Origin of the sequence: Methyloversatilis sp. NSM2 (assembly GCF_038066675.1) — a bacterium.
Classification (GTDB): Bacteria; Pseudomonadota; Gammaproteobacteria; order Burkholderiales; family Rhodocyclaceae; genus Methyloversatilis; species Methyloversatilis discipulorum_A.
The window spans coordinates 59,702-81,776 of sequence record NZ_JBBUKV010000001.1; the positions used below are offsets into that span (position 1 = coordinate 59,702).

Consider the following 22,075-nt stretch of genomic DNA (forward strand, 5'->3'; position numbering starts at 1 on the left):
CCGATGCGTCTCGCCTTCCTCCTCCTGCTATTGATCAATATCGCGCTGTGGCCCTTTGCGTCCGGCATGCTGGCGCTGGGCAATGACGGCGCCGAGCCCTTGCGCCTGACCAGCCAGATCGATCCCGAGCGCATCCGCATCGTCCCGGTCGGTGGTGGCGCAGCGGCGCCGGTGGTGGCCATTGCGCCGGTCGTCGCGAGCGAGCCGGCCACAGACGCCGAAGCGACGCCGGCCGCCGTCTGTCGCGTGCTGGCCGGCTTCACCCGCGAGCAGGCCGACCCGTTCGTCGCCCGCGCGCGCGAGGCCTATCCGGCGGTGCAAGTCACTGAAAGCGAGCAGCCGGGCAGCCCGTCGTGGTGGGTGCATATACCCGATCTCGCGACACGCCAGCTGGCCGATCGCAAGCAGGCTGAACTGCGCGCGCTGGGCGTGCGCGAGATGGCGCTGATGCCGGACGCCGACGGTCAGAAGTTCGCCATCTCGCTTGGGCTGTTCAAGACCGAGACGGCGGCGAAGGAACTGATGTCCAGCCTGAACGGGCAGGGGGTGCGCAGCGCGCGCATCGCGATGCGCGAGGGCAAGGCCGGACGCCTGCGCGTGGAACTGCGCGGCAGCGACACCGAATTGACGGCATTGCTGGCCGAGCCGCAGGCGACCGTCGAGGGCGTCGAGGCGGCGGACTGCCCATGACCTTCGTGGTGGGTCTGACCGGTGGCATCGGCAGCGGCAAGTCGACGGTGGCCGATCTGTTCGTCGCGCATGGCGCCGGACTGGTCGATACCGATGCCATCGCGCACGCGCTGACCGCACCGGGCGGCGCTGCGATCGAGCCGCTGCGCGCGAGCTTCGGCGACGACTTCATCGCTGCCGACGGCGCGCTCGACCGTGCCCGCATGCGTGCCCATGTATTCGCCGACCCGTCGGCACGCAGCCGGCTCGAAGCGCTGCTGCATCCGCTGATCCGCGCCGAATCCCGCCGACGGGTCGAGGCCAGCGGCGCACCTTACGTCGTGCTGGCGGTGCCACTGCTGGTCGAGGCCGGCAACTGGCGCGAACGCTGCGACCGCGTACTGGTGGTCGATTGCCCGGTCGAGCAGCAGCGCGCGCGCGCGATGGCGCGCAGCGGCCTGACCGCCGAGGAGGCGGACCGCATCATCGCCGCCCAGGCGACGCGGGCGCAGCGGCTGGCGGCGGCCGACGACGTGATCGACAACATCGGTCCGGCGCAGGCGCTGCCGGCCCGCGTCGAGGCGCTGCACCGCCGCTATCTGGCACTGGCTGCAGCAGAAAAGCCCGCCGGAGCGTTGTGACTGTGCGGCTTTTCGGTCAGAATCATCAGAATTTGCTTGAACTTGTGCCGGACAAGCCCCTGTGATCACTTACGAATATCCTCTGAACGAGCGCATACGCACGCTGTTGCGCCTGGAGGATCTGTTCGAGCGCACGCAGCACTTCATGCGCAGCGACGGGGCGCACGAACACCATGTCGCGCTGGTGAGCCTGTTCGAAATCCTCGAAGTCGCGTCGCGGGCCGATCTGAAGGTCGATCTGGTGCAGGAGCTCGAGCGCCAGCGCCAGACGCTGATGTCCTTCCGCAACAACCCCGACATTTCCGAAGAGGCGCTGTCCGGCGCGCTGTACGAGATCGAGCAGGCCAGTGCCGCACTGCTCGCGATGGCTGGCAAGATCGGTCAGTACCTGCGCGAGAACGAGTGGCTGATGAGCATCAAGAGCCGCGCCGCGATTCCGGGCGGGCTGTGCGAATTCGATCTGCCGTCCTACCACTACTGGCGGCATCGCGAGGCGTCAGCGCGGCAGGCCGACCTGGCGAGCTGGCTGAACCCGATGCTGCCCATCCGTGACGGCCTCACCATCGTGCTGCGCCTGCTGCGCGCCAGCGGCCGGCCGGAGCGGCAGATCGCCGGCAATGGCGCCTTCCAGATGATGATGGGCGGCAAGTCGGCACAGATGCTGCGCCTGCGCGTGCCGCTGAACGAGCCCTTCACACCCGAGATCAGCGCCAACAAGTACGCGCTGAACATCCGCTTCATCGCGCACGGCGGCCACGCCCGTCCGCGCGTCACCGACACCGACGTCGGCTTCGAACTGACCTTCTGCAATCTGTGAGCACGTCCGCAACACCCCCCGCCGGCCGCATGGTGGTCTGCCCGCGCTGTGGCGAACCGGCGCTGTACGCGCCCTCCAACCCGGCGCGGCCCTTCTGCAGCATGCGCTGCAAGCAGATCGACCTCGGTGCCTGGGCGAATGAGGAATACCGCGTCCCCGACACCACGCCCGAACTGCCGCAGGACGACGACCCGGCCTGAGCCAGGTTCCTGTGCGAGGGTCTTCTGACCCCGACAGCGGCCTGAATCGACGCCGGCGGACCGTAGCGGTCCTGTCGCGGCCAAGGCCGCTCCCACGGGGGCTGAGCCAGACTTGCGGCCGGAGTTTGGGCGGGGTTCTGTGGGAGGGGTCTTCTGACCCCGACAGCTGCCTGAATCGCAGCCTGCGGACGGCAACGGCCGGGTCGCGGCCAAGGCAGTGTCCACAGAAGCACGCTCGATTCGCCGTCGATACGGGCTACTCCAGCCTGAACACCACCGGCAGCAGCAGTTCTCGCGCGCCGCCAGCGTCGATACGGCCGATCTGGCGGGCGGCGTCGAGGGCGGCGCGGTCGAGCAGAGGGTGGCCGCTGCCGGCCAGCACGGCGGCGTCGATCACGCGGCCCGAGCCGTCGAGCAGCAGACGCAGTTTCACTTCGCCTTCGAGGCCGCGGTCTATCGCTTCCTGCGGATAGAACACATGCCTGTTCAGCTGCCGTTGCGCGCGTTCGCGCGCCCGTGCGGTGGCGACCGGAGCCGCGCGCGGCGCGGGCACGACGGCCGGCGCCGGCGGCGCCTCGTCGGCGCGCTCGCTGCGCGTGTCCTTCAGCAGCGGTGTGGCGACCGGTACGTCCGGCTGCGTTTCGGCCGGACGCGGCGCGAGCAGGCGCGCTTGCAGCCGCTCGACCGCCGGCGCGGCCGGGGCGTCGGACGTGCGGGGCCAGAACAGCAGAGCGGCGTGCAGCAGTGCGGACAGTGCAAGTGCGAAAGGAAGTTTCAGGCGGGACAAACCGTAAGGTGGGGTCGGTAAACTCCTCCCCATTTTGCCGCAGCCGCGCCGGCGCGACGGCGGCTCTCACAAGGACTCACGATTTGAATGCGGCCGCACGCGCGCTGATCACCGTCAGCGCAGCCTTCTTCATGGCATCGGCACAGGCCGAACTGCCCGATCCTTCACGCTTCGGACGGGCGATGGAAATGGGCGACATCCGTTCCGCGTCCCGCTGGCTGGACGAAGGGCTGCCGCCCGATTTCGAGGCCGACGTCACCGGCAGCGGACTGATGATCGCTGCGGCCGAAGGCAATATCCGGCTGATGGAGCTGTTCGTCGAGCGCGGCGCCAATATCGACTACGTCAGCCGCATCGGCGAGCAGGCGATCGCGCTGGCGGCGTGGAAGGGCCACCAGCGGGCGGTCGAGTGGCTGATCGAGCGCGGCGCGTCGCTCAATCCGCCGGACAAGACCTGGAGCGCGCTGCATTACGCCGCTTTCGCCGGCAAGACGCGCATCGTCGATCTGCTGCTGCGCAATGGCGCGAAGCTCGACGCACGGGCGCCGAATCTGGCGACGCCGCTGATGATGGCGGTGCGCGAGGGCAACGAGGGCATCGTGAAAGCGCTGGTCGACGCTGGCGCCAGCACCACCGCGGTGTCCGACCGTGGCGAGAACGCGCTGGCCTGGGCGCTGCGCTACAACCGGCTGAAGATCGCGACGCTGGTCGCCCCGCCGGAGAACGTGGCCGAGGCGGTCAGCGCACCGCCGGTGGCCGCACCGCCGCCGCCGCCGCAGGCATCGATCCCGGCGCCGCCCGAAGTGAGCGAGCTGCTGAACAAGCTGCGTCAGGCCGAGGCCCAGGGCAAGCCGACCGAGGCCTTGCGTCGCCAGTTCATGGCGGCGGTCGAGCGCCATCGCAAGACGTCGGCGAAGCAGACGGTGAAGGCGGCGCCGTCGGCGCTGGTCATTTCGGCCAAGCGCGGCAAGGCTGGTGCCGAGCGCGCCGAACTGGTTGCCGGTGCGGCCACGCCAGCGGTGCAGACCCTGGCCGAGGACGCCGGCGCGGTCGACATCCTGCGCGCCATCCAGGCGGCGCAGGCGAAAGGTCAGCCGACCGAAGAACTGCGCCGCCGCTTCAGGGCCGAGGTGGACAAGCTCCGGCAGTCAGCGCAGTAACCGCCGCGTGATGTGACAGGAATACCTGGCCGCCCAGATGGGGCAGCAGATCGGTGCGTTCCAGCTTGTCCATCACCGGGCCCTTCACTTCGGACAGGTGCAGCAGCACCCCCATGTCCTTCAGACGGTGCACCACGCTCTCCAGCATTTCGAGCGCGCTGGCATCGATGTCGTTGACCGCCGAACACATCAGCACCACGTTGCGCACCGACGGTTGCGCGGCGACCAGCGCCAGGATGCGGTCCTCCACCTGGCGGGCGTTCATGAAGTTCAGACCTTCGTCGACGCGCAGGCCGATCAGCGACGGATCGGTATCGACCGCGTGGCGCTCGACGTTACGGTAGTGCTCGGTACCGGGCACCCGACCGACCACCGCCATGTGCGGACGGCTGGCATGCCACAGGTGATTCAGCAACGTCAGCACGACGCCGGCGCTGACGCCGGCTTCGACGCCGAACAGCAGGGTGACGACCAGCGTCGTGGCGGCAGCCAGGAAGTCGGGCGGCGAACTGCGCCAGGTGCGGCGCAGCGTGTCGGTATCGACCAGCGTCAGGATGGCGACCACGATGGTGGCGGCCAGCGTGGCCTGCGGCAGGTAGTGCAACGCCGGCGTCAGCGTCAGCGATGCCAGCGCGATGCCGACCGCGGTGAAGGCGCCGGCTGCCGGTGTTGCTGCACCGGCGTCGAAATTGACCACCGAACGCGACAGCCCGCCGGTCACCGGATAGCCGCCGGTTGCCGCTGCTGCCAGGTTGGCCGCGCCAAGGCCGATCAGCTCCTGGTCGGGTTCGATGCGCAGCCGGCGCTTGGCGGCGAAGGTCTGCGCCACCGACACCGATTCGACGAAACCGATGATGCTGATCAGCAGCGCCGGCAGTGCCAGCTGCGACAGCAGTGCCGGATCGAGTGAGGGCAGGGTCAGCGGCGGCAAGCCGGCCGGAATGTCGCCCACCTTGCGCACACCCGCTTCGTCCAGTCGCAGCGCCCACATCAGCAATGTGCTGCCGAGCACGGCCAGCACCGGCCCGGCCTTGGCACAGGTGTCGGCGGTGCGCGCGCCAGCGCCGAGCCGGACCAGCAGCGGCTTGAGGCGGGTGCGCGTCCAGTACAGGAACACCAGTACGCCGGTGCCGAGTGCGGCGGTCGGCAGGTGGATGGCGGGCAGCCCGGCGAGCAGAGGCGGCAGCAGTTCCGGCAGCGTGTCGCCGTCGGCGCGTATGCCCAGCAGGTGCTTGAGCTGGCTCAGCGTGATCAGCAGCGCCGACGCGGTGAGGAAGCCTGACACCACCGGGTGGCTCAGGAAGCTGGCGAGAAAGCCCAGCCGCAGCACGCCCATCACGACGAGCATGAGGCCGGACAGCGCGGCCAGCGTCAGCGCCGCCTGCAGCCGCGCCGCCTCGTCGGCGATGCCCAGCCCGCCAACGGCGGCCGCCGTCATCAGCGACACCACCGCGACCGGGCCGACCGACAGCGCGTGGCTGCTGCCGAACAGCGCATAGGCGAACAGCGGTGCGATGCTCGCGTACAGACCGATGTGCGGCGGCAGGCCGGCGAGCTGGGCGTAGGCCAGACTCTGCGGGATCAGCATCAGCGTCACGATGAGCGAAGCCATCAGGTCGGCGCCGAAGGCCGGGCGGTCGTAGCGCGGTGCCCAGTCGAGCACCGGCAGCCAGCGCGCCAGACCGCGGACGCGGCGGGCCGGTGCGTGTGCGCTGTTCCGGGTGGCCTGGCCGTCGGTGTGCGAAGTTCCGGTGTTCACGGCGTCGATTGTGCCGCGCCCGGTGGCCTTCGCGTCAGAGCGCATCGAGCGGAATCTTCAGATAACGCGTGCCATTGTCCTCGGGCGGAGGCAGATGGCCGGCGCGCATGTTCACCTGCACCGACGGCAGGATGAGCACCGGCATGTCCAGCGTCGCGTCGCGCGCGGTGCGCATGGCGACGAAGTCTTCCTCCGATATGCCGTCGTGCACGTGGATGTTGTGTGCGCGCTCGTCGGCCACCGTCGTTTCCCAGCACGGCGCGCGGCCGTCCGGCATGTAGTCGTGACACATGAACAGCCGGGTTTCCGGCGGCAGCGCCAGCAGCGTGCGGATGGAGCGATACAGCGTGCGCGCATCCCCGCCCGGGAAGTCGCAGCGCGCGGTGCCGTAGTCGGGCATGAACAGCGTGTCGCCGACGAAGGCGGCGTCCTCGATCAGATAGGACATGCAGGCCGGCGTGTGCCCCGGCGTATGCAGGGCGTGCGCCTGCAGGCTGCCTATCGTGAAGGTTTCACCATCGCGGAACACATGGTCGAACTGGCTGCCGTCGCGCTCGAACTCGGTGCCGGCGTTGAACAGCGTGCCGAACACCTGCTGCACGGTGACGATGTGCTCGCCGATGCCCAGCCGGCCGCCCAGCTGCTGCTTGATCCACGGTGCGGCCGACAGGTGATCGGCATGGACGTGGGTTTCCAGTATCCATTCCAGTCGCGCGCCCAGTTCGCGTACGCGGGCGATGATGCGATCGGCCGACGCAGTCGACGTGCGCCCCGATTTGGGGTCGTAGTCGAGCACGCTGTCGACCACGGCGCAGGCGTGGGTTGAGCGATCGAACACGATATAGCTCACCGTGTTGGTCGCTTCGTCGAAGAAGCTTTCGATCTGCAGGCTGTCTCGGGTCATGGGTCCGTTCTTCCAAAAGTGCGGCCGGAATGCCGTACGGCGCTGCGCTGCGCCGGCGTTACGGGACGATGTATAGCCCGCCTGCGGCCTTGCGATCGGTAACCTAGGTCACCCTGGACCGCGCCACAGGGGCCATCGTGCCCCGGAGAGGACGCTGAAGGCGTAGGCTGTGCCCCGGTCAAGATGTGCGGTCGGCGGCCGATAACGATGGGTCACCGGTGCGCACGCGGGAGGCCCATCCGATCGACGGATCCGACACCGGAAGCCCCCGCGCCAAAGAGAATACAGCCGATGCAGGAACCACCGTTCGAACAGGACACCGTTGCCTTCCAGCGCCGCTTCGTCGCGCTGGTCGCGATCTGGCTCGTCCTTTGCGCGCTGGTTACGCTGTTCGCGGCGCGCAACGCCAGCGACGAATACCTACTCGACGCGCAGGCGCGCAGCGCGCTGCGCCTGGACAGCCTGAACGAATCGCTATCGTCCACCTTCCGTCAGCTGGCCGCATTGCCGGTGACCCTGGCGCGGCAGGACGCGTTGCAGAAGTATCTGGCGGCGCAGGCGGGCGAGCAGGCGATCCGCGCGCTGCCGCCCGGTCCGGCGCTCAGGCAGTATCTGATGGAACGGCGCGACGCGCTCGGCATGAGCAGCCTGCTCAACGCCGTCGCACAGGATTTCAATCTCGGGCTGGTCTATCTGCTGGACGCCGACGGCAATGCCATCGCCGACAGCGGATTCCACCTGCCGTACGCGGTGCTCGGGTTGAATTACGCCGATCGCGAGTATTTCCGTCAGGCGGTCGATGGCGGGATTGGCCTGCAGTACCTGATGGGGCGCACGACGAATGTGCCCGGCTTCTACTTCTCGGCGCGGGTGGACGTGGTTGGGCGCCCGCCCGGTGTACTCGTGCTGAAGCAGGACGCCGAGACGATGCGCCATCTGTTCGGCGGCTACGACCAGTTCGCACTGATGGCCGACAACAACGGCGTGATCGTGCTGGCGTCGCCGCCCGAACTGGTGCTCAAGCGCTTCGCGCCGGCGATCGACGATCCGATCGACGATGCCACCCTGAAGGCGCGCTTCGGCGTGGTACCGCCGGTGCTGCCGTGGCGCGGCGACGAAACCCGGCTCGGCGACGGCACGACGGCACATCTGCAGGTGGTGGACGGCCTGCGCCACCTGGTGCTCGGACGCGCGATGGACGACTCGCCCTACACCGTCTGGGTGCTGCTCCCGCTGCGCGAGGAGGCGGCCCTGTGGCGGCGCCACATCGCCGGTGGCCTCGTGGTCGGCCTGCTCGGGCTGGCGCTGATCGCGCTGTGGTTCCGGCGCGAGCGGCAGAACATCGATACCCATCGCGCACGCCGCGAACTGCTCGAACTGGCCAATGCGCTGCCGCTCACCGTATTCCGCTTCCACCGCCCGCTCGGCCGCAGCGGTCGCTTCGCCTTCCTCGGCCATGGCGTCGAGGCACTGTTCGGGCGGACGGCGGAGCAGGTTGCTGAAGACCCGGGCGCGCTGTGGCGCGCCTGCGGCATCGACGACTACAGCCCGCCGGTGCGTTCGACCGAACTGCAGGTGCGCACGCCGTCCGGCCCGCGCTGGCTGCGCGTGGACAGCACGCCTATGCCCGACGGCCGCGGCGGTACGATCTACAACGGCTACTGGCTCGACATCACCGAGCGCAAGCTCGGCGAAGCCAAGTTCCGCGCGCTGTTCGAGCACTCCTTCGACAGCTATTTCTTCTACGACGAGGACGATGGCGTCATCAGCTGCAACCCGGCCACGCTGGCGCTGTTCGGCCTGCCGTCGGAAGAGGCGCTGCGTGGCCGCGTGCCGTGGAACACGCCGCTGTCGCCGGAGCGCCAGCCTGACGGCGAATCGAGCGCCGTCGCCGCGCGCCGTCTGCTGTCGGACGCCAGCGAGGCGGGGCGGCCGCAGATGCGCGAATGGCAGTTTGCCGGCGCCGGCGAGCGCGCCTTTACGGTCGAACTGGCCGTCATCCCTATCCAGCAGGGCGCGCGCCGCCTGTACTGCCTGATTGCGCACGACGTGACACTGAAGAAGGAAGCCGAGGCGGCGATGCTGCGCGCGCGAGATGCCGCCGAGGCGGCGGCGCAGCTGAAGTCCAGCTTCCTCGCCAACATGTCGCACGAAATCCGCACGCCGATGAATGCCATCCTCGGCATGACGCATCTGGCGCTGCGCGACGACATGTCGCCGCGCCAGCGCAACTACATCGAGAAGGCTCACCGCTCGGCGCACGGTCTGCTGGCCATCCTGAACGACATCCTCGACCTGTCGAAGATCGAGTCCGGCCGCCTCGACATCGAGCACATCGACTTCCGGCTCGACACGGTGATCAACCACATGGTGGATGTGATCGGCGTCAGGGCGGAGGAGAAGGGGCTGGAGCTGCTGTTCAGCGCCGAACCCGGGCTGCCCACGGCGCTGATCGGCGACCCGGTGCGACTCGGTCAGGTGCTGATCAATCTCGGCAGCAACGCGATCAAGTTCACCGAGCACGGCGACGTGATCATCGGCGTCGAACTGAGGGCGCGCGACGAACGCGCGGTCGAACTGCACTTCACGGTGCGCGATTCCGGCATCGGCATGGACGAGGCGCAGATTGCGCGCCTGTTCCAGCCCTTCACCCAGGCCGACAGCTCGATCACCCGCCGTTACGGCGGCACCGGACTGGGCCTCACCATTTCGCGCCAGCTGGTCGAACTGATGGGCGGCCGCATCTGGGTGGACAGCGAACCCGGCCGCGGCTCGACCTTCCACTTCACCGCCCGCTTCGGCCTGCAGGCCGGCGCCGACGTCGTACCCGAGCGCCTGCCCGGTACGGTGCCCGGTTCGCGCGTGCTGGTGGTCGATGACCACCCGGGCGCACGCGAGGTGCTGGCGGCACTCTGTCGCGGCATCGGCCTCGACGTCGACACCGCCGCCGGTGGCGACGAGGCGCTGGACATGCTGGCCGCCGACGAAGGACGGCACGGTCTCATGCTGATCGACTGGAAGATGCCGGGCATGGACGGCGTACGCCTTGCCGAGGAACTGCGTCGCCGCTGGCCGCAGCGCAGCATGCGGCTCATCCTGGTCACCGCGCTGGGCCGCGACGACGTCGCCACGCAGTCGGCCGGCCGCCATTTCGAGGCGGTGCTGCATAAGCCGGTCACCCCGTCGGCGTTGCTCGACGCGGTGTCGCAGGCCTACGGCCGGCGCGCCGACGCACACGCCCCGACGCCCGGCGACGAACGGCTGGAAGCCAGCATGGCGGCGGTGGCCGGTGCCCGCGTGCTGCTGGTCGAGGACAACGAACTGAACCAGGAACTGGCGCACGACCTGCTCGAGCGCGCCGGCGTCGAGGTGGTGATCGCCGGCGACGGTCAGCAGGCGGTAGACCTGCTAGCGGGCGGCAGCCGTTTCGATGCGGTGCTGATGGATTGCCAGATGCCGGCGATGGACGGCTATACCGCCACCCGTACGCTGCGCGGCCTGCCCGGACTGCAGAACCTGCCGGTGATCGCGATGACGGCCAGCGTGCTGGAGGCGGACCGCGCGCGCATGTACGACTGCGGCATGAACGACTGCATTCCCAAGCCGCTCGACGTGCCGCAGATGTTCGCCACGCTGGCGCGCTGGGTCCATCCGCAGCCCGGTACCGACAGGCAGTCTGGCGCGGCGGCCCCGGCGACGCCCGACGACGTGGTGCCCGCGCTGCCCGGCATCGATACCGCGGCCGGGCTGGCGCATTGCATGGGCAAGCCGCAGCTGTACCGGCGCGTGTTGCGCGCCTTCCTGCGCGGTCAGCGCGATTTCGCCGCGCAGTTCGACGAGGCGCGCCGCGGACCGGACGCGCAGGCGGCGGCGCGGCTGGCGCACACGCTGCGCGGCCTGGCCGGCACCGTGGGCGCACACACGCTGCACGGTCTTGCGTCGGAACTGGAAGGACTGCTGACGCGCGAGTCGGCCGAGGCCGACATCGACGTCGCGGCGACGGCGCTCACGCGCGAGCTCGATGCGCTGATCGGCTCACTGCTGTCGCATCCCTGGGTGGCCGACGAGGTCGTCGCCGACGGTGCCCCCCCGGACCCTCGTCAGCTGGCTGAACCCCTGCGCGCACTGGCGCAACTGATCGCCGACAGCGACGCCGAAGCGGTGGCGCGTGCGCTCGAACTGCAGCACATGCTCGCCGGATCGTCGCTGGAGTCGCTGGCCGCCTCGCTCGGCGATGCATTGAAGCGCTACGACTTCGAACAGGCGAACGCCTGGCTGACCGCGCTGTACGAGCGCGCCGGCGTCCAGCCCTGAGGCCTCAGGCCGGCAGGGCGGCGCCCTCGCCGCTGTCGCCCGGTTCGGCCACCGGCACGTCGACGTCGGTCATCGGGCCGTGCGTGTCGGCGTAGGTGGCATTGATGCGCAGCATGTCCGGCAGTACCGACGGCAGCACCTCCATCAGGGCCGGGTCGAAATGCAGGCCGGTGTTGCGGCCCATCACCTGCAGCGTTTCGTCGATCGGCATCGCCGGCTTGTACGGTCGCGCGGTCATCAGCGCGTCGAACACATCGGCGATGGCGACGATGCGGCCGAACAGCGGAATGTCCTCACCGATCAGGCCGCGCGGGTAACCGCTGCCGTCGAAGCGCTCGTGGTGGGTGAGGGCGATGGTGCGCGCGGTCTGCAGCAGTTCGTCGTCGTGCTCGCCGATGATCTCGGCGCCGATCTCGGGGTGCTGTCGCATCACCGCCCACTCCGCCTTGCTCAGCGGGCCCGGCTTCAGCAGCACGGCGTCGGGAATGCCGATCTTGCCGATGTCGTGCATCGATGCCGTGTTGAACAGCAGTTCGGTCGCCTCCGGCCCGAGGCCGATGGCCTGCGCGATCAGCCGCGCGTAATAGCTCATGCGGATGACGTGATTGCCGGTTTCGTTGTCGCGGAATTCGGCGGCGCGGCCGAGGCGGCGGATGATCTGCTGGCGCGAGGCGAACAGTTCCGCTGTGCGCTCGCGTACGCGGTCTTCCAGTACCCGCGTCTGGTCATACAGCGCCAGATGGGTGCGCACGCGGGCGCTGACGATGGGCGGACTGATCGGCTTGGTGATGTAGTCGACCGCACCGACCTCCAGCCCGAGTCGCTCGTCCTCGATCGAGGTCATCGCGGTGACGAAGATGATGGGAATGCCGCGACGGTCAGGGTTGGCCTTGATGCGACGGCAGACGTCGTAACCGTTCATGCCGGGCATCATGATGTCGAGCAGGATGAGGTCGGGCGGCTCGGTCGAATTGACAATGGCCAGCGCCTTCTCGCCGCTGGTGGCCACCTTGACCCGGTAGTCCTGGCGCAGCAGGGCGCTCAGCAGGTCGATGTTTTCCGGCGTGTCGTCGGCAACCAGTATGGTCTGTCTGGTCGTCCGCCCCGCGCCCTGGTCTGCGTCCGTCACCATCGTCTCCTGTGATCAGGCCCCAAGGTCTGTTGCCATTGAATCACGGGCCGCGCGCGATTCCCGATTCAATGGCAACAAGCCCTAAGCCTTCGGCATGTTAATCACGGTTCGCTGATATCGGAACACCTGCGGACGATGCAGTTCCCGCCCCGCACGGGATGTACGGGCGAAAAAAAACGGCGGGAACGCCGCCGTTTTTTCCTGTTGCAGCCGCGTATCAGCGGTTGGCAACGTACATCGTGATTTCGAAGCCGAAACGCAGGTCGGTGGCCTTCGGGGTTTCCCAGTTCATATCTCTCTCCGTCATGTTGTACTTCTTGAAAAACACAGCGGTTGCCGTGTCTGGATCAGAGTATGGACAGGGAGCGAAGGTGCGACCTCCAGCCGCCGCTGAAAACCGGGTCATGATTTTCATGACCCGGCGGCGCCTCACTCCTTCGGCGCCGACTTCGGCTGGATGATGGCACGCACTCGCTTGGACTGGTCGCCGGCCGACGGCACCGACTTGGCATCGCCCGAATTGGTAACCGTGTAGTTCTCGCTGATCGAGTTGTACTCGATGTACTGGCCGCGCACTTCGTCGCCGCCGCTCTTCACGTGGGCGCGCACGAAGAAGCGGGTGATTTCGGTCTTGGCGTCGTGCTCGATGCGCTCCGCCTCGCCCTCCATCCACAGGTCCTGGCCCTCGCGCTTCTGGCGGAAGCGGGCGAGGCCGCCTTCGCCGCCAGTGGCCACACCCTTCTGGTAGCCGGTGGCGTCCTGGGTCACCACGACGCGGTTGGCCTTGATGGTCAGCGTGCCCTGCGTGAACACGACATTGCCTTCGAAGGTGTGCGTGCGGGTGCGGTCATCGACCGTCACCTTGTCCGCTTCGAGGTTGACCGGCTTGTCGCGGTCGGCACGCTCGGCGCGGGCGGGCGTGCTCAGGCCGGCGGCCAGCACGAGGTTGAGCAGGATCAGGCCGGTAAGGGCAGGGCGCAGAGTCATGGGCGGCGGGTTCTTTCGAGGGTGGCTTTGACGCGCGATTCGAGTATGTAGGTCTGTTTGACGCGGTCGGCGACCATGCCGACACCGTGTGCCACCGATTTGCCCTGCGTCAGCTTCACCGGCTTGTCGGTACGGGCAATCTCGTCGTCCGGGTAGACGTTCAGCACGCTGGTCTCCAGCGTCATTTCCGGGTTGCCGGGACTGGCTTCGCGCAGCACGCGCACATTGTCGCGCAGGATGGCTTCCTTGCCATCCTTCAGCAACTGCGCGCGGTCGGCGCTGATGCGGGTCGGCGACTGCTTGCCGCGGTAGAGCAGCAAGGGCTGGTCCAGTTCGGTGCTGTCGTCGTCCGGGTAGTGACGCAGCTGCTGCGCGGTCAGCGTGTGCTGCACCTGGCCGCTGGGGTCGAAGCGGCGCACGGTGAAGTTGTCGACGATCACGTCAGGGTCGTGCCTGAGCTTGCCCGAGGACGGGCGGTCATCGACGCGCGTGGCGCGCTCCAGCCACATGGTCAGGCCGACCAGCAGGATCAGGATCAGCAGCGGCAGTGCCTGCTGGACGTTGCGCTGAAGGTTCAACGCAGGCAGTCCTGCAGCAGCGCGTCGAGCGCGCCGCGGGCGTCGAGCAGGTATTCGCAGACTTCGCGCACGGCGCCGCGGCCGCCGTCGGCTTCAGCCACCCAGGCGACGTGCTGGCGCACGAAGAAGTGGGCGTTGGCCGGTGCGGCCGAGAAGCCGCAGGCGCGCAGCACCGGCAGGTCGACGATGTCGTCGCCCATGTAGCCGCAGTGTTCCATCGCGATGCCGCGTTCGGCGGCCAGTTCGCGCATCGCCTCGCGCTTGTTCTCGACGCCGAGCAGCGCGGTGGTGATGCCGAGGTTGGCGGCGCGGTGACGCACCGCGGGCGACGAACGGCCGGAAATGATGACCACCTCGACGCCGGCGCCGGCCAGCATCTTCAGGCCGTGACCGTCCAGCGTGTTGAAGCCCTTCAGCGAATCGCCGTCCGGGCCGAACCAGATGGTGCCGTCGGTCATCACGCCGTCGACGTCGAAGCCCATCAGGCGAACGTTGCGGGCGGCATCGAGTACGGAGGTTTCGCTCATATCACCTTGGCCTGCATCAGGTCGTGCATGGTCAGCGCGCCGGCCAGCGCGCCGTGTTCGTCGAGCACCAGCAGCTGGTTCACGCGCTGCGTCTCCATCAGGTCGGCCGCTTCGGCCGCCAGCCGGCCAGCCGGAATGGTGCGCGGGTGGCGGCTCATCACGTCGGCCACCGGCACGGTGCGCACGTCGCCCAGGCGGTCGATGGCGCGACGCAGGTCACCGTCGGTGAACACGCCGGCGACGGCGCCAGCGTCGTCGAGCACCACGGTCATGCCCATGCCGCCGCGGGTCACCTGCAGCAGCGCTTCGGTGACGGTGGCGCCGACACCGACGCTGGGCACCGCGTCGCGGGCGCGCATCACGTCGCGCACATGGGTGAGCAGGCGGCGGCCGAGCGCACCGCCCGGGTGGCTGCGCGCGAAATCGTCCTCGCGGAAGCCGCGTGCCTCCAGCAGCGCGACAGCCAGTGCGTCGCCCAGCGCCAGCGCGCAGGTGGTGCTGGCGGTCGGGGCGAGATTGAGCGGACAGGCTTCGATCGCCACGCCAGCGTCCAGATGCACGTCAGCCAGTGTGGCCAGCGTCGATGCGGGCTTGCCGGTCATCGCGATCGTGCGGCCGCCCTGGCGGCGCACCAGCGGCACGATGGCCAGCAGTTCGGCGGTTTCGCCGGAATTGGACAGCGCGATCAGCACGTCGTCGCGGTGGATCATGCCGAGGTCGCCGTGCAGCGCTTCCGCCGCATGGACGAAGTAGGCCGGCGTACCTGTACTGGCCATCGTGGCGGCGATCTTGCGTGCGATGTGGCCGGACTTGCCGAGGCCGCTGACGATGACGCGCCCCGGGCTGTCGAGAATCAGGCGCACCGCCGTCGCGAATTCGTCGCCGAGGCGCGCCGACAGCGCTTCGAGCGCGCTGCCTTCGATGGCGAGCACGCGGCGCGCGCAGGCCAGGATGTCTTCGTTCTTCGGTGGGGCAGGCTGTGTCATGCGCGGGGCGGGGTGGGCGAAGGCGTGTAATCGCCCGTACTACGGGCGCAGGAACGATCGGTTATGATCGGCGCGGATTATAACAACCTGCTCCGACAGGCGGCCGCTCCCGGAAAGCGCTGACGGCCGAACACATCGCCACCATGTCTGCCCTCGAGCTGGTTCTTCTGCTGCTCACCGCTTCGGTGCTGGTGGTCGGCCTCTTCCGCAGTATCGGCCTGCCGCCGATACTGGGCTATCTGCTGGTGGGGGCGCTGGCCGGCCCGCACGCACTGGCTTTAATTCCCGATACCGACGAAGCGCGCCACTTTGCCGAGTACGGCATCGTCTTCCTGATGTTCTCGATCGGGCTCGAATTCTCGCTGCCCAAGCTGTTCTCGATGAAGCGGCTGGTGTTCGGCCTGGGCGCTGCCCAGGTCGCGTTCAGCGTGCTCGGCGTGGTCAGCTTCGCCTGGCTGTTCGGTCTCGGATTCAAGGGTGCGATCGCGGTCGGCGGCGCCATCGCGATGTCGTCGACGGCGGTGCTGATCAAGCTGCTGGTCGAGCGGCTGGAGCTGGATTCGACGCACGGCCGGCAGGTGGTCGGCGTGCTGCTGTTCCAGGATCTGGCGGTGGTGCCCTTCCTGGTGGTCATTCCGGTGCTGGCGCTGGGCGCCGAGGAAAGCGTCGAGGCGCTGGGGCTGGCCGCGGTGAAAGCGGCGGTCGCGCTCACGCTCATCCTCTATCTCGGCCCGCGGCTGATGCAGCGCTGGTTCCACATCGTCGCGATGCGCAAGTCGCCCGAGCTGTTCATGCTCAATGTGCTGCTGGTGACGCTGGGCATGGCCTTCGCCACCGAGGTGGCCGGCCTGTCGCTGGCGCTGGGCGCCTTTCTCGCCGGCATGCTGATTTCGGAAACGCAGTACCGCTACCAGGTGGAGGAGGACATCAAGCCCTTCCGCGACGTGCTGCTCGGGCTGTTCTTCGTCACCATCGGCATGAAGCTCAACCTCGCGCTGGTGTTTTCCGAGCTGTTCTTCGTGCTGGTGACGGTGCTGTTCATCCTGGTCGGCAAGTTCGCGGTGGCGGCCGCGGCGTCGCGCTTCTTCGGCTCGTCGCCCGGCAACGCGCTGCGCGTCGGACTGTGGCTGTGCGCTGGTGGTGAATTCGGCTTCGTGCTGATGGCGCTGGCCGATTCCGCCCACCTGATTCCCGACCGCATCCTGCAGATCGTGCTCGCCTCGCTGCTGCTGACGCTGCTCGTCGCGCCGATACTGGCCCACTACGCCGACCGCATCGTGCTGCGGCTGGTGCCGTCCGAGTGGCTGCTGCGCTCGATGCAGCTCACCTCGATCGCCGCCCAGTCGCTGGCCACCGACGGCCACGCCATCGTCTGCGGCTACGGCCGCAACGGCCAGTACCTCGGCCGCTTCCTCGAAAACGAAGGCATTTCCTTCATCGCACTCGACCTCGACCCGGAGCGCGTGCGCGAGGCGGCGGCGGCCGGCGAGACGGTGGTGTTCGGTGACGCCGGCCGGCGCGAAACGCTGATCGCCGCCGGTATCGCGCGCGCGTCCATCGTCGTCGTCACCTTCGTCGATACCGACGCGGCGATGCGGGTGATCCGTCTGGCCAACGAGTTGCGCGCCGACGTGCCGGTGGTGGTGCGCACCTTCGACGAGCGCGACTACGACAAGCTGTCGGCCGCTGGCGCCACCGAAGTGGTGCCGGAATCGCTGGAGTCGTCACTGATGCTGGCCACACACGCGCTGGTGCTGCTGGGCGTGCCGCTGGCGCGGGTGCTCAAGCGTATCCGCCAGTTGCGTGGTGACCGCTATCACCTGCTGCGCGGCCTGTATCGCGGTGCCGAGCATCTGGCCGAAGAGGCGGTCAGCGAGGCGCAGCACAAGCGGCTGCACTCGGTCGCGCTGGCGCCCGGTGCCTGGGCCATCGGCCACCGCATCGACGAATTCCATTTCGAGGATGTGCGGGTCGAGGTGAGCGCAATACGCCGGCGCGGCATCCGCGCGCTCGAACCGAGTTCGGATCTGGCCTTCGAGAACGGCGACGTGGTGGTGCTGCTCGGTGAGCCGGCCGAACTGGCGCGGGCGGAATCGAAGCTGCTGAAGGGGTAGAGTCGGGCGGGAAACGGGCGGCGGACGCCGCCCGGCGGGACGGTCAGTAGGCGACGCAGACCGTGTACAGATCGCTGCTGGTGCGTTCGAGGTCCGGCGTGATTTCGATCGCGGTACCGGTGGCCGCCCCAGCGCCACTGACCTGGGCCATCGCGCGCACATTGCCGGTGTTGGTGGCGCCGTCGTCCATGGTCGAGTCGACCTGGCGGGCAAGTCGGGCGGAAATGCCGTCCGAGCAGATGAAGAAGGCGCCGGTCATTACTACCGAGGCGGAACTGGAGGAGGTCGCCGAGGTGGTGCCGACGGCGATGGGCACGGCGCCGGTGATGCCGATGCGGCCGTTGTCGGCGTTTCTCGGGTAGTAATTGCTGGTGGCACTGGTATCGCTGGTGTCGCTGGTGCCGGTCAGCAGATTGGCCCTGCGCAGGTGCTGCCAGACGAGGAAGGATTCGTCGGTCGCGGTGGTCGAGTTCCAGTTGCCGCCGATGCGGCCGTTGCCGCGGGCCTCGCCGGACGGGCTGCTGGCGTTCGCGCCGGCAACGTGCTGAGTGGCGGCCGGGTCGTCGCCCGGCATGAAGCGGAAGCGGTCCTGGTAGGCGTACACGGCGGTCGATATCGTGCGGAAATCATTGACCAGGCTTTTCGCCTTGGCGCTGTTGATCAGTTCCTGACCCTTGAGCACGCCGCCGAGCAGCAGACCGATAATGACCAGAACGATGGCGATTTCGACCAGTGTGAAACCGTTTTGCGTGGATCTCATGAAAGTCCTCCTTGATAGCCACACCACTGCACGATCCGTGCCCATTGCCGCCTTTCTGCTGCGGCGGTGTGCATCATGCTGAATCCGATACAGTTTTTTTCCTTGTCGGGGCGAACGGGCCGCGCAGACAAGCCAACCGAACCCGCGCGGCCGTTCCGAACTGACCGCTTCTCGACAGTTCCGTCACGTTCCGGTCACTTGCGTGGCGGCCCGGCCGGGCGCCGTCGCGCGGGCAGGGCGCAGCGGTGAGTCCGCGCGAAGCGGCGCCGCAGACGCCACGCCTGCTCGACTGGCTGACGCGCGTACGGCCCTGGCTGCTGCTGTGCGTGCTGGCCAGCCTGCACGGCCTGCTGTGGATAGGCGACGACGTGATGCTGGGGCGCGTCGCGCTGCTGTCGCATATCGGCCTGCTGCTGATGTGGCAGCCGCTGGTCGGCGCGCAGAGCAGGCTGAACGCCCGCGCGCTCATCCTGCTCGCGGTCGCGGTGCTGGCGATGGTCGTGTTCTACGGGCCGGCGGTGCTCAGCCTGTGGATGCTGCTGCTGGCCGGCTTGGTCGGCGGCAAGGTGTTCTTTTCGACCTCGCGCGGGCCGCGCATCTATTACCTCGGCGCGCTCGCCTACCTGATCACTGCGCTGTTTACCGTGGCCTTGCCGCGCGCGCTGCCGCCCGGGCTGTCGCTGCCGACCGGCATCGACACGCTGGGCCTGTGGCTGTCGCCGCTGGCGCTGACCGTCATGCTCGGTGTGCCCGGCCACGAACGCGCCGACCGCGACCGCGAAGTGCTGGATTTCGTGTCCGGCCTGTTCGTGCTGCTGCTGTTGGCGGTACTGGCGCTGGGCACGCTGGCCGCCATGCTGATCGCTGGCGTCGACTATCTGCGCGCCTTGCTCGGCACGCTGACCGTACTGGCCGCGATGCTGATGCTGCTCAGCTGGGCGTGGAATCCGCGCGGCGGTTTCGGCGGCCTGGGCGTGGCCTTCACCCGCTACGTGCTGTCGCTGGCGCTGCCCTATGAACGATGGCTGGAGAGCCTGGCCGCGCTGGCGGAGGAGGACGGCCGACCGGAGGATTTCGTCGCCCGTGCCGCCAATCGCCTGTCGGCACTGCCGCTGGTTGCCGGCGGCGAGTGGCGCACGCGCGGCGGCGGCCGTGTGCATGAAGGTCAGTTCGGTCGACGCGGTGCCCAGCGCTACGACTTCGAGCACCCGCTGCTCGAACTGGCCATCTTCACGCAGCGGCCGCTGTCCGGCGGGCTGGTGTGGCATTTCAATCTGCTGGTGCAACTGCTCGGCCAGTTCTATCAGGCCCGCCTGCGCGCCGAGGAACTGCGCCGCCTGAGCTACCTGTCGGCCATCCATGACACCGGTGCGCGCCTTACGCACGACGTGAAGAACCTGCTGCAGTCGCTGAACACGCTGTGCTACGCCGCGCGTGAAGCCGACGGCCCGGACGCGGCGGAGCGCGCCAACGCGCTGCTGGCGCGCCAGTTGCCGGTGATCACCGCGCGGCTCGAAGCGACGCTAGAGAAGCTGCGTCGGCCACAGCCGGCCGACGGCGAATGGATGCCGGCGCCGGAGTGGCTGCAGTCGATGTCGGCCCGTTTCGCCGGCGACGGCGTGGCGGTCGAGGGCGCGACCGAGCCCGATCTGTGGCTGCCCGGCGCGCTGTACACGACGGTTGCCGAAAACCTTATCGCCAACGCGCTGCACAAGCGGCAGACCGAGCCGGGCATCGCCATCGTGATGCGGCTGGGTGGCGAGCGCCTGTCGGTCGAGGACAGCGGCAGCGTGATTGCGCCGGCGCTCGCCGATTCGCTGCTGCGCGAGCCAGTGAGCTCGGCCGCCGGCCTGGGCGTCGGGCTCTACCAGGCGGCGAAGCAGGCGCAGGCGGCCGGCTTTGCGCTGCGGCTTGCGCTCAACCGTGACGGCTGCGTGTGCTTCACGCTCGAACCGGCGCCGCGCCGGCTCAGCGCGGCGGGCTGAGCGCGGCGCGCAGCGCGTCCATCCGCTCGCGGTTCACGCCGAAGTCGTAATGGCCGCTGCGTGCCCCGCTGCGATAGCGGATGACGCGCGCATCGGCATCGATGACGAATTCCGCGGCGTCGACGAAGCCGAACACGCGCGAGCGGAACTCGGCGGCGACGAAGCCCGGCTCGTCGCGCGTGATCGTGCTGCGCGGCTGTGCGGCGATCGCACGGCGCAGTGCGTCCTGTGCTTCGGCCACCGTGCCGGAAAACGGTATCGGTGCCATCTGCGCCTTGCCGGACGCCTCTGTCGACACGCAGTTCGGCTTGTCGGGGCAGGGCGTCAGCGCGGGTGGCGCGGCGAGCGCCGTGGCCGAAAGCAGCGCGAACACCAGGGCGGGCGTGACCTTCATGGCAGCCGCCGCGCGCGCAGCCAAGCAATCACCTCGGCCGCATTGCGGTCCGGCGGAAACACCGGGTAGAACACCTTGACGATGCGCGCCGCGTCGGCGATCAGCGTGAGCCGGCGGTACAGCAGGCGACCGTCGACCTCGAACACCGGCAGCGACAGTGCGTCGCGCAGCGCGAGGTCGCTGTCGCTGAGCAGCGGGAAGGGCAGATGCAGACGCGTGGCCGCCTCGCGCTGATAGTCGCTGTCCTGCGTGCTCAGGCCGAACACGCCGGCGCCGAGTGCGGCCAGTTCCGCGTGGTGATCGCGGAAGGCGCAGGACTGCGGCGTGCAGCCGCGTGCACCCGGAATCGCGTCCCAGCCCTCGGGCAGCGGCACGCCGGGGCGGCCGGTCATCGGGTAGATGTAGATCACCTGCAGGCCGGGCAGCGTCGACAGCTGCACCGTGCTGCCGTCGGTTGCCGGCAGCGCGAGCGCCGGCAGGTGCCGGCCTTCGAGGTGGGCCGCAGCGCCGTCATCGGTCGGCACCGGCAGGTCGGCGGGCAGTGTCGTCAGCGGGGCGGTCATTCCGGCAGTTCCCAGTGCGGGTTCCAGGCCACCTCCCACAGATGACCGTCGGGATCGGCGAAGTAACCCGCGTAGCCGCCCCAGAAGGTGTCGCGGGCCGGCTTGACGATGCGGCCACCGGCGGCCTTCGCTTCGGTCATCAGCACATCGACCTCGGCTTTCGATGCGACGTTGTGCGCCAGCGAAAAGCCGGCCGGGTCGGCTGCACTGGCGGTGATGCCGGCGTCGTGAGCGAGGCTGGTGCGCGGCCACAGCGCGAGCTTCAGCCCGGGCTGCAGCTCGAAGAAGGCCACCGCGCCGTGTTCGTGCTCGGCGCCGACGATGCCTTCGGTGGGCCAGCCCAAACCGTCGCGGTAAAAGGCGACGGCGCGCGTCAGGTCGTCGGTGCCCAGCGTGATCAGCGTGATGCGCGGCTTCACAGCGCGCGGCCGTCGAAATGCCTGACCGGCAGCGACTCGATGTCGACGTCGTCGAGACAGCGCACATTGATTGCCGCGCTCTCGACGCCGTCCGGCCGCCTGCCCTCGCCGAACGGGTGGATGCCGCAATGCGGACAGAAGCGGTGCTTGATCACGTGCTTGTTGAAGGTGTAGCTCGCCATGTCGGACGCAGGCGTCCTGAGCCTCAGCGCCGCGCGCGGCACGAACCACATCAGCGCGCCCTTGCGCCGGCAGATCGAACAGTTGCAGGCGACGGCGCCCGTCAGTTCGCCAGCGAGTTCGCCATCGACCTCGAAGGCGATCCGCCCGCAGTGGCAGCTTCCGGTGTAGTTCATGCAGATCTCCTCGCGGTGCGGCC

General features: G+C 68.7%; 22 protein-coding genes. 8 read left to right on the plus strand and 14 right to left on the minus strand.

From position 1 onward, the window contains the following. The first annotated feature begins 3 nt into the window (after positions 1-3). The 4 genes from WJU27_RS00270 to WJU27_RS00285 all read left to right on the plus strand — a co-directional run bounded on the left by WJU27_RS00270 (position 4) and on the right by WJU27_RS00285 (position 2,327). The gene (locus WJU27_RS00270; protein WP_020165538.1) at positions 4-690 is read left to right on the plus strand and encodes an SPOR domain-containing protein; all 687 of its coding nucleotides are present in this window, start codon (positions 4-6) and stop codon (positions 688-690) included. Next, complete coding sequence (coaE, locus tag WJU27_RS00275; protein ID WP_341420774.1) at positions 687-1,310, plus strand: dephospho-CoA kinase; 624 nt, start codon at positions 687-689, stop codon at positions 1,308-1,310. Before WJU27_RS00270 ends, coaE begins: the two co-directional genes overlap by 4 nt. A 61-nt stretch (positions 1,311-1,371) precedes the next feature. Further along, entirely contained in the window at positions 1,372-2,127 is a 756-nt protein-coding gene (zapD, locus tag WJU27_RS00280; RefSeq protein WP_020165536.1) for a cell division protein ZapD, read from the plus strand. Between the two features lie 29 nt (positions 2,128-2,156). Further along, positions 2,157-2,327 (plus strand): DNA gyrase inhibitor YacG, encoded by a 171-nt coding sequence (locus WJU27_RS00285; RefSeq protein ID WP_020165535.1) that lies wholly within the window; start codon positions 2,157-2,159, stop codon positions 2,325-2,327. Positions 2,328-2,583: 256 nt separating this feature from the next. On the opposite strand, the gene WJU27_RS00290 is transcribed toward WJU27_RS00285, so the two are convergent. Continuing rightward, the gene (locus tag WJU27_RS00290) at positions 2,584-3,114 is read right to left on the minus strand and encodes an energy transducer TonB (RefSeq protein WP_341420775.1); all 531 of its coding nucleotides are present in this window, start codon (positions 3,112-3,114) and stop codon (positions 2,584-2,586) included. Positions 3,115-3,197: 83 nt separating this feature from the next. On the opposite strand from WJU27_RS00290, the gene WJU27_RS00295 reads away from it, so the two are divergent. Further along, positions 3,198-4,274: an ankyrin repeat domain-containing protein gene (locus WJU27_RS00295; RefSeq protein WP_341420776.1), complete on the plus strand. Its 1,077-nt coding sequence runs from the start codon at positions 3,198-3,200 to the stop codon at positions 4,272-4,274. Here WJU27_RS00295 and WJU27_RS00300 read toward each other — a convergent pair. Both WJU27_RS00300 and WJU27_RS00305 read right to left on the minus strand, forming a co-directional pair. After that, positions 4,234-6,033, minus strand: coding sequence for a SulP family inorganic anion transporter (locus WJU27_RS00300; RefSeq protein ID WP_341420777.1), 1,800 nt, complete (start codon positions 6,031-6,033; stop codon positions 4,234-4,236). The genes WJU27_RS00295 and WJU27_RS00300 overlap by 41 nt on opposite strands. 34 nt (positions 6,034-6,067) lie before the next feature. After that, positions 6,068-6,937, minus strand: coding sequence for an MBL fold metallo-hydrolase (locus tag WJU27_RS00305; RefSeq protein WP_341420778.1), 870 nt, complete (start codon positions 6,935-6,937; stop codon positions 6,068-6,070). A gap of 291 nt (positions 6,938-7,228) precedes the next feature. Between WJU27_RS00305 and WJU27_RS00310 the strand changes: the two genes are divergently transcribed. Beyond that, positions 7,229-11,251: a response regulator gene (locus WJU27_RS00310; protein ID WP_341420779.1), complete on the plus strand. Its 4,023-nt coding sequence runs from the start codon at positions 7,229-7,231 to the stop codon at positions 11,249-11,251. A 4-nt stretch (positions 11,252-11,255) separates the two neighbouring features. On the opposite strand, the gene WJU27_RS00315 is transcribed toward WJU27_RS00310, so the two are convergent. The 6 genes from WJU27_RS00315 to WJU27_RS00340 all read right to left on the minus strand — a co-directional run bounded on the left by WJU27_RS00315 (position 11,256) and on the right by WJU27_RS00340 (position 15,461). Beyond that, positions 11,256-12,383 carry an HD-GYP domain-containing protein gene (locus WJU27_RS00315; protein ID WP_341420780.1) on the minus strand — a complete coding sequence of 376 codons (1,128 nt, stop codon included), beginning with the start codon at positions 12,381-12,383 and terminating at the stop codon, positions 11,256-11,258. A gap of 217 nt (positions 12,384-12,600) precedes the next feature. Continuing rightward, positions 12,601-12,675 (minus strand): pyrroloquinoline quinone precursor peptide PqqA, encoded by a 75-nt coding sequence (gene pqqA / locus WJU27_RS00320; protein WP_008060153.1) that lies wholly within the window; start codon positions 12,673-12,675, stop codon positions 12,601-12,603. A gap of 137 nt (positions 12,676-12,812) precedes the next feature. After that, complete coding sequence (gene lptA / locus WJU27_RS00325) at positions 12,813-13,370, minus strand: lipopolysaccharide transport periplasmic protein LptA (protein WP_020165527.1); 558 nt, start codon at positions 13,368-13,370, stop codon at positions 12,813-12,815. Continuing rightward, complete coding sequence (gene lptC, locus WJU27_RS00330; RefSeq protein WP_296812897.1) at positions 13,367-13,948, minus strand: LPS export ABC transporter periplasmic protein LptC; 582 nt, start codon at positions 13,946-13,948, stop codon at positions 13,367-13,369. Before lptC ends, lptA begins: the two co-directional genes overlap by 4 nt. Beyond that, positions 13,945-14,475 (minus strand): KdsC family phosphatase, encoded by a 531-nt coding sequence (locus WJU27_RS00335; RefSeq protein WP_020165525.1) that lies wholly within the window; start codon positions 14,473-14,475, stop codon positions 13,945-13,947. Before WJU27_RS00335 ends, lptC begins: the two co-directional genes overlap by 4 nt. Further along, positions 14,472-15,461 (minus strand): KpsF/GutQ family sugar-phosphate isomerase, encoded by a 990-nt coding sequence (locus tag WJU27_RS00340; RefSeq protein ID WP_341420782.1) that lies wholly within the window; start codon positions 15,459-15,461, stop codon positions 14,472-14,474. The genes WJU27_RS00335 and WJU27_RS00340 overlap by 4 nt, the downstream gene beginning before the upstream one ends. A 143-nt stretch (positions 15,462-15,604) precedes the next feature. On the opposite strand from WJU27_RS00340, the gene WJU27_RS00345 reads away from it, so the two are divergent. Next, entirely contained in the window at positions 15,605-17,575 is a 1,971-nt protein-coding gene (locus WJU27_RS00345) for a cation:proton antiporter domain-containing protein (RefSeq protein ID WP_341420783.1), read from the plus strand. A gap of 43 nt (positions 17,576-17,618) precedes the next feature. Here the strand turns inward: WJU27_RS00345 and WJU27_RS00350 are convergent, their stop codons facing one another. Next, positions 17,619-18,335: a prepilin-type N-terminal cleavage/methylation domain-containing protein gene (locus tag WJU27_RS00350; protein WP_341420784.1), complete on the minus strand. Its 717-nt coding sequence runs from the start codon at positions 18,333-18,335 to the stop codon at positions 17,619-17,621. Between the two features lie 245 nt (positions 18,336-18,580). On the opposite strand from WJU27_RS00350, the gene WJU27_RS00355 reads away from it, so the two are divergent. After that, a complete protein-coding gene (locus WJU27_RS00355; protein ID WP_341420785.1) occupies positions 18,581-20,320 on the plus strand; it encodes a sensor histidine kinase in 1,740 nt (579 codons plus the stop codon). Here WJU27_RS00355 and WJU27_RS00360 read toward each other — a convergent pair. The 4 genes from WJU27_RS00360 to WJU27_RS00375 are packed head-to-tail and all read right to left on the minus strand — an operon-like array spanning position 20,304 to position 22,052. After that, positions 20,304-20,714, minus strand: a complete 411-nt coding sequence (locus WJU27_RS00360) for a DUF1499 domain-containing protein (RefSeq protein ID WP_341420786.1) — start codon at positions 20,712-20,714, stop codon at positions 20,304-20,306. The genes WJU27_RS00355 and WJU27_RS00360 overlap by 17 nt on opposite strands. After that, on the minus strand, positions 20,711-21,277 hold the full coding sequence (locus WJU27_RS00365) for a peroxiredoxin (RefSeq protein WP_341420787.1): 567 nt from the start codon (positions 21,275-21,277) through the stop codon (positions 20,711-20,713). Before WJU27_RS00365 ends, WJU27_RS00360 begins: the two co-directional genes overlap by 4 nt. Continuing rightward, the gene (locus WJU27_RS00370) at positions 21,274-21,696 is read right to left on the minus strand and encodes a VOC family protein (RefSeq protein WP_341420788.1); all 423 of its coding nucleotides are present in this window, start codon (positions 21,694-21,696) and stop codon (positions 21,274-21,276) included. Before WJU27_RS00370 ends, WJU27_RS00365 begins: the two co-directional genes overlap by 4 nt. Then, positions 21,693-22,052: a GFA family protein gene (locus WJU27_RS00375; protein ID WP_020165517.1), complete on the minus strand. Its 360-nt coding sequence runs from the start codon at positions 22,050-22,052 to the stop codon at positions 21,693-21,695. Before WJU27_RS00375 ends, WJU27_RS00370 begins: the two co-directional genes overlap by 4 nt. Positions 22,053-22,075: the final 23 nt, after the last annotated feature.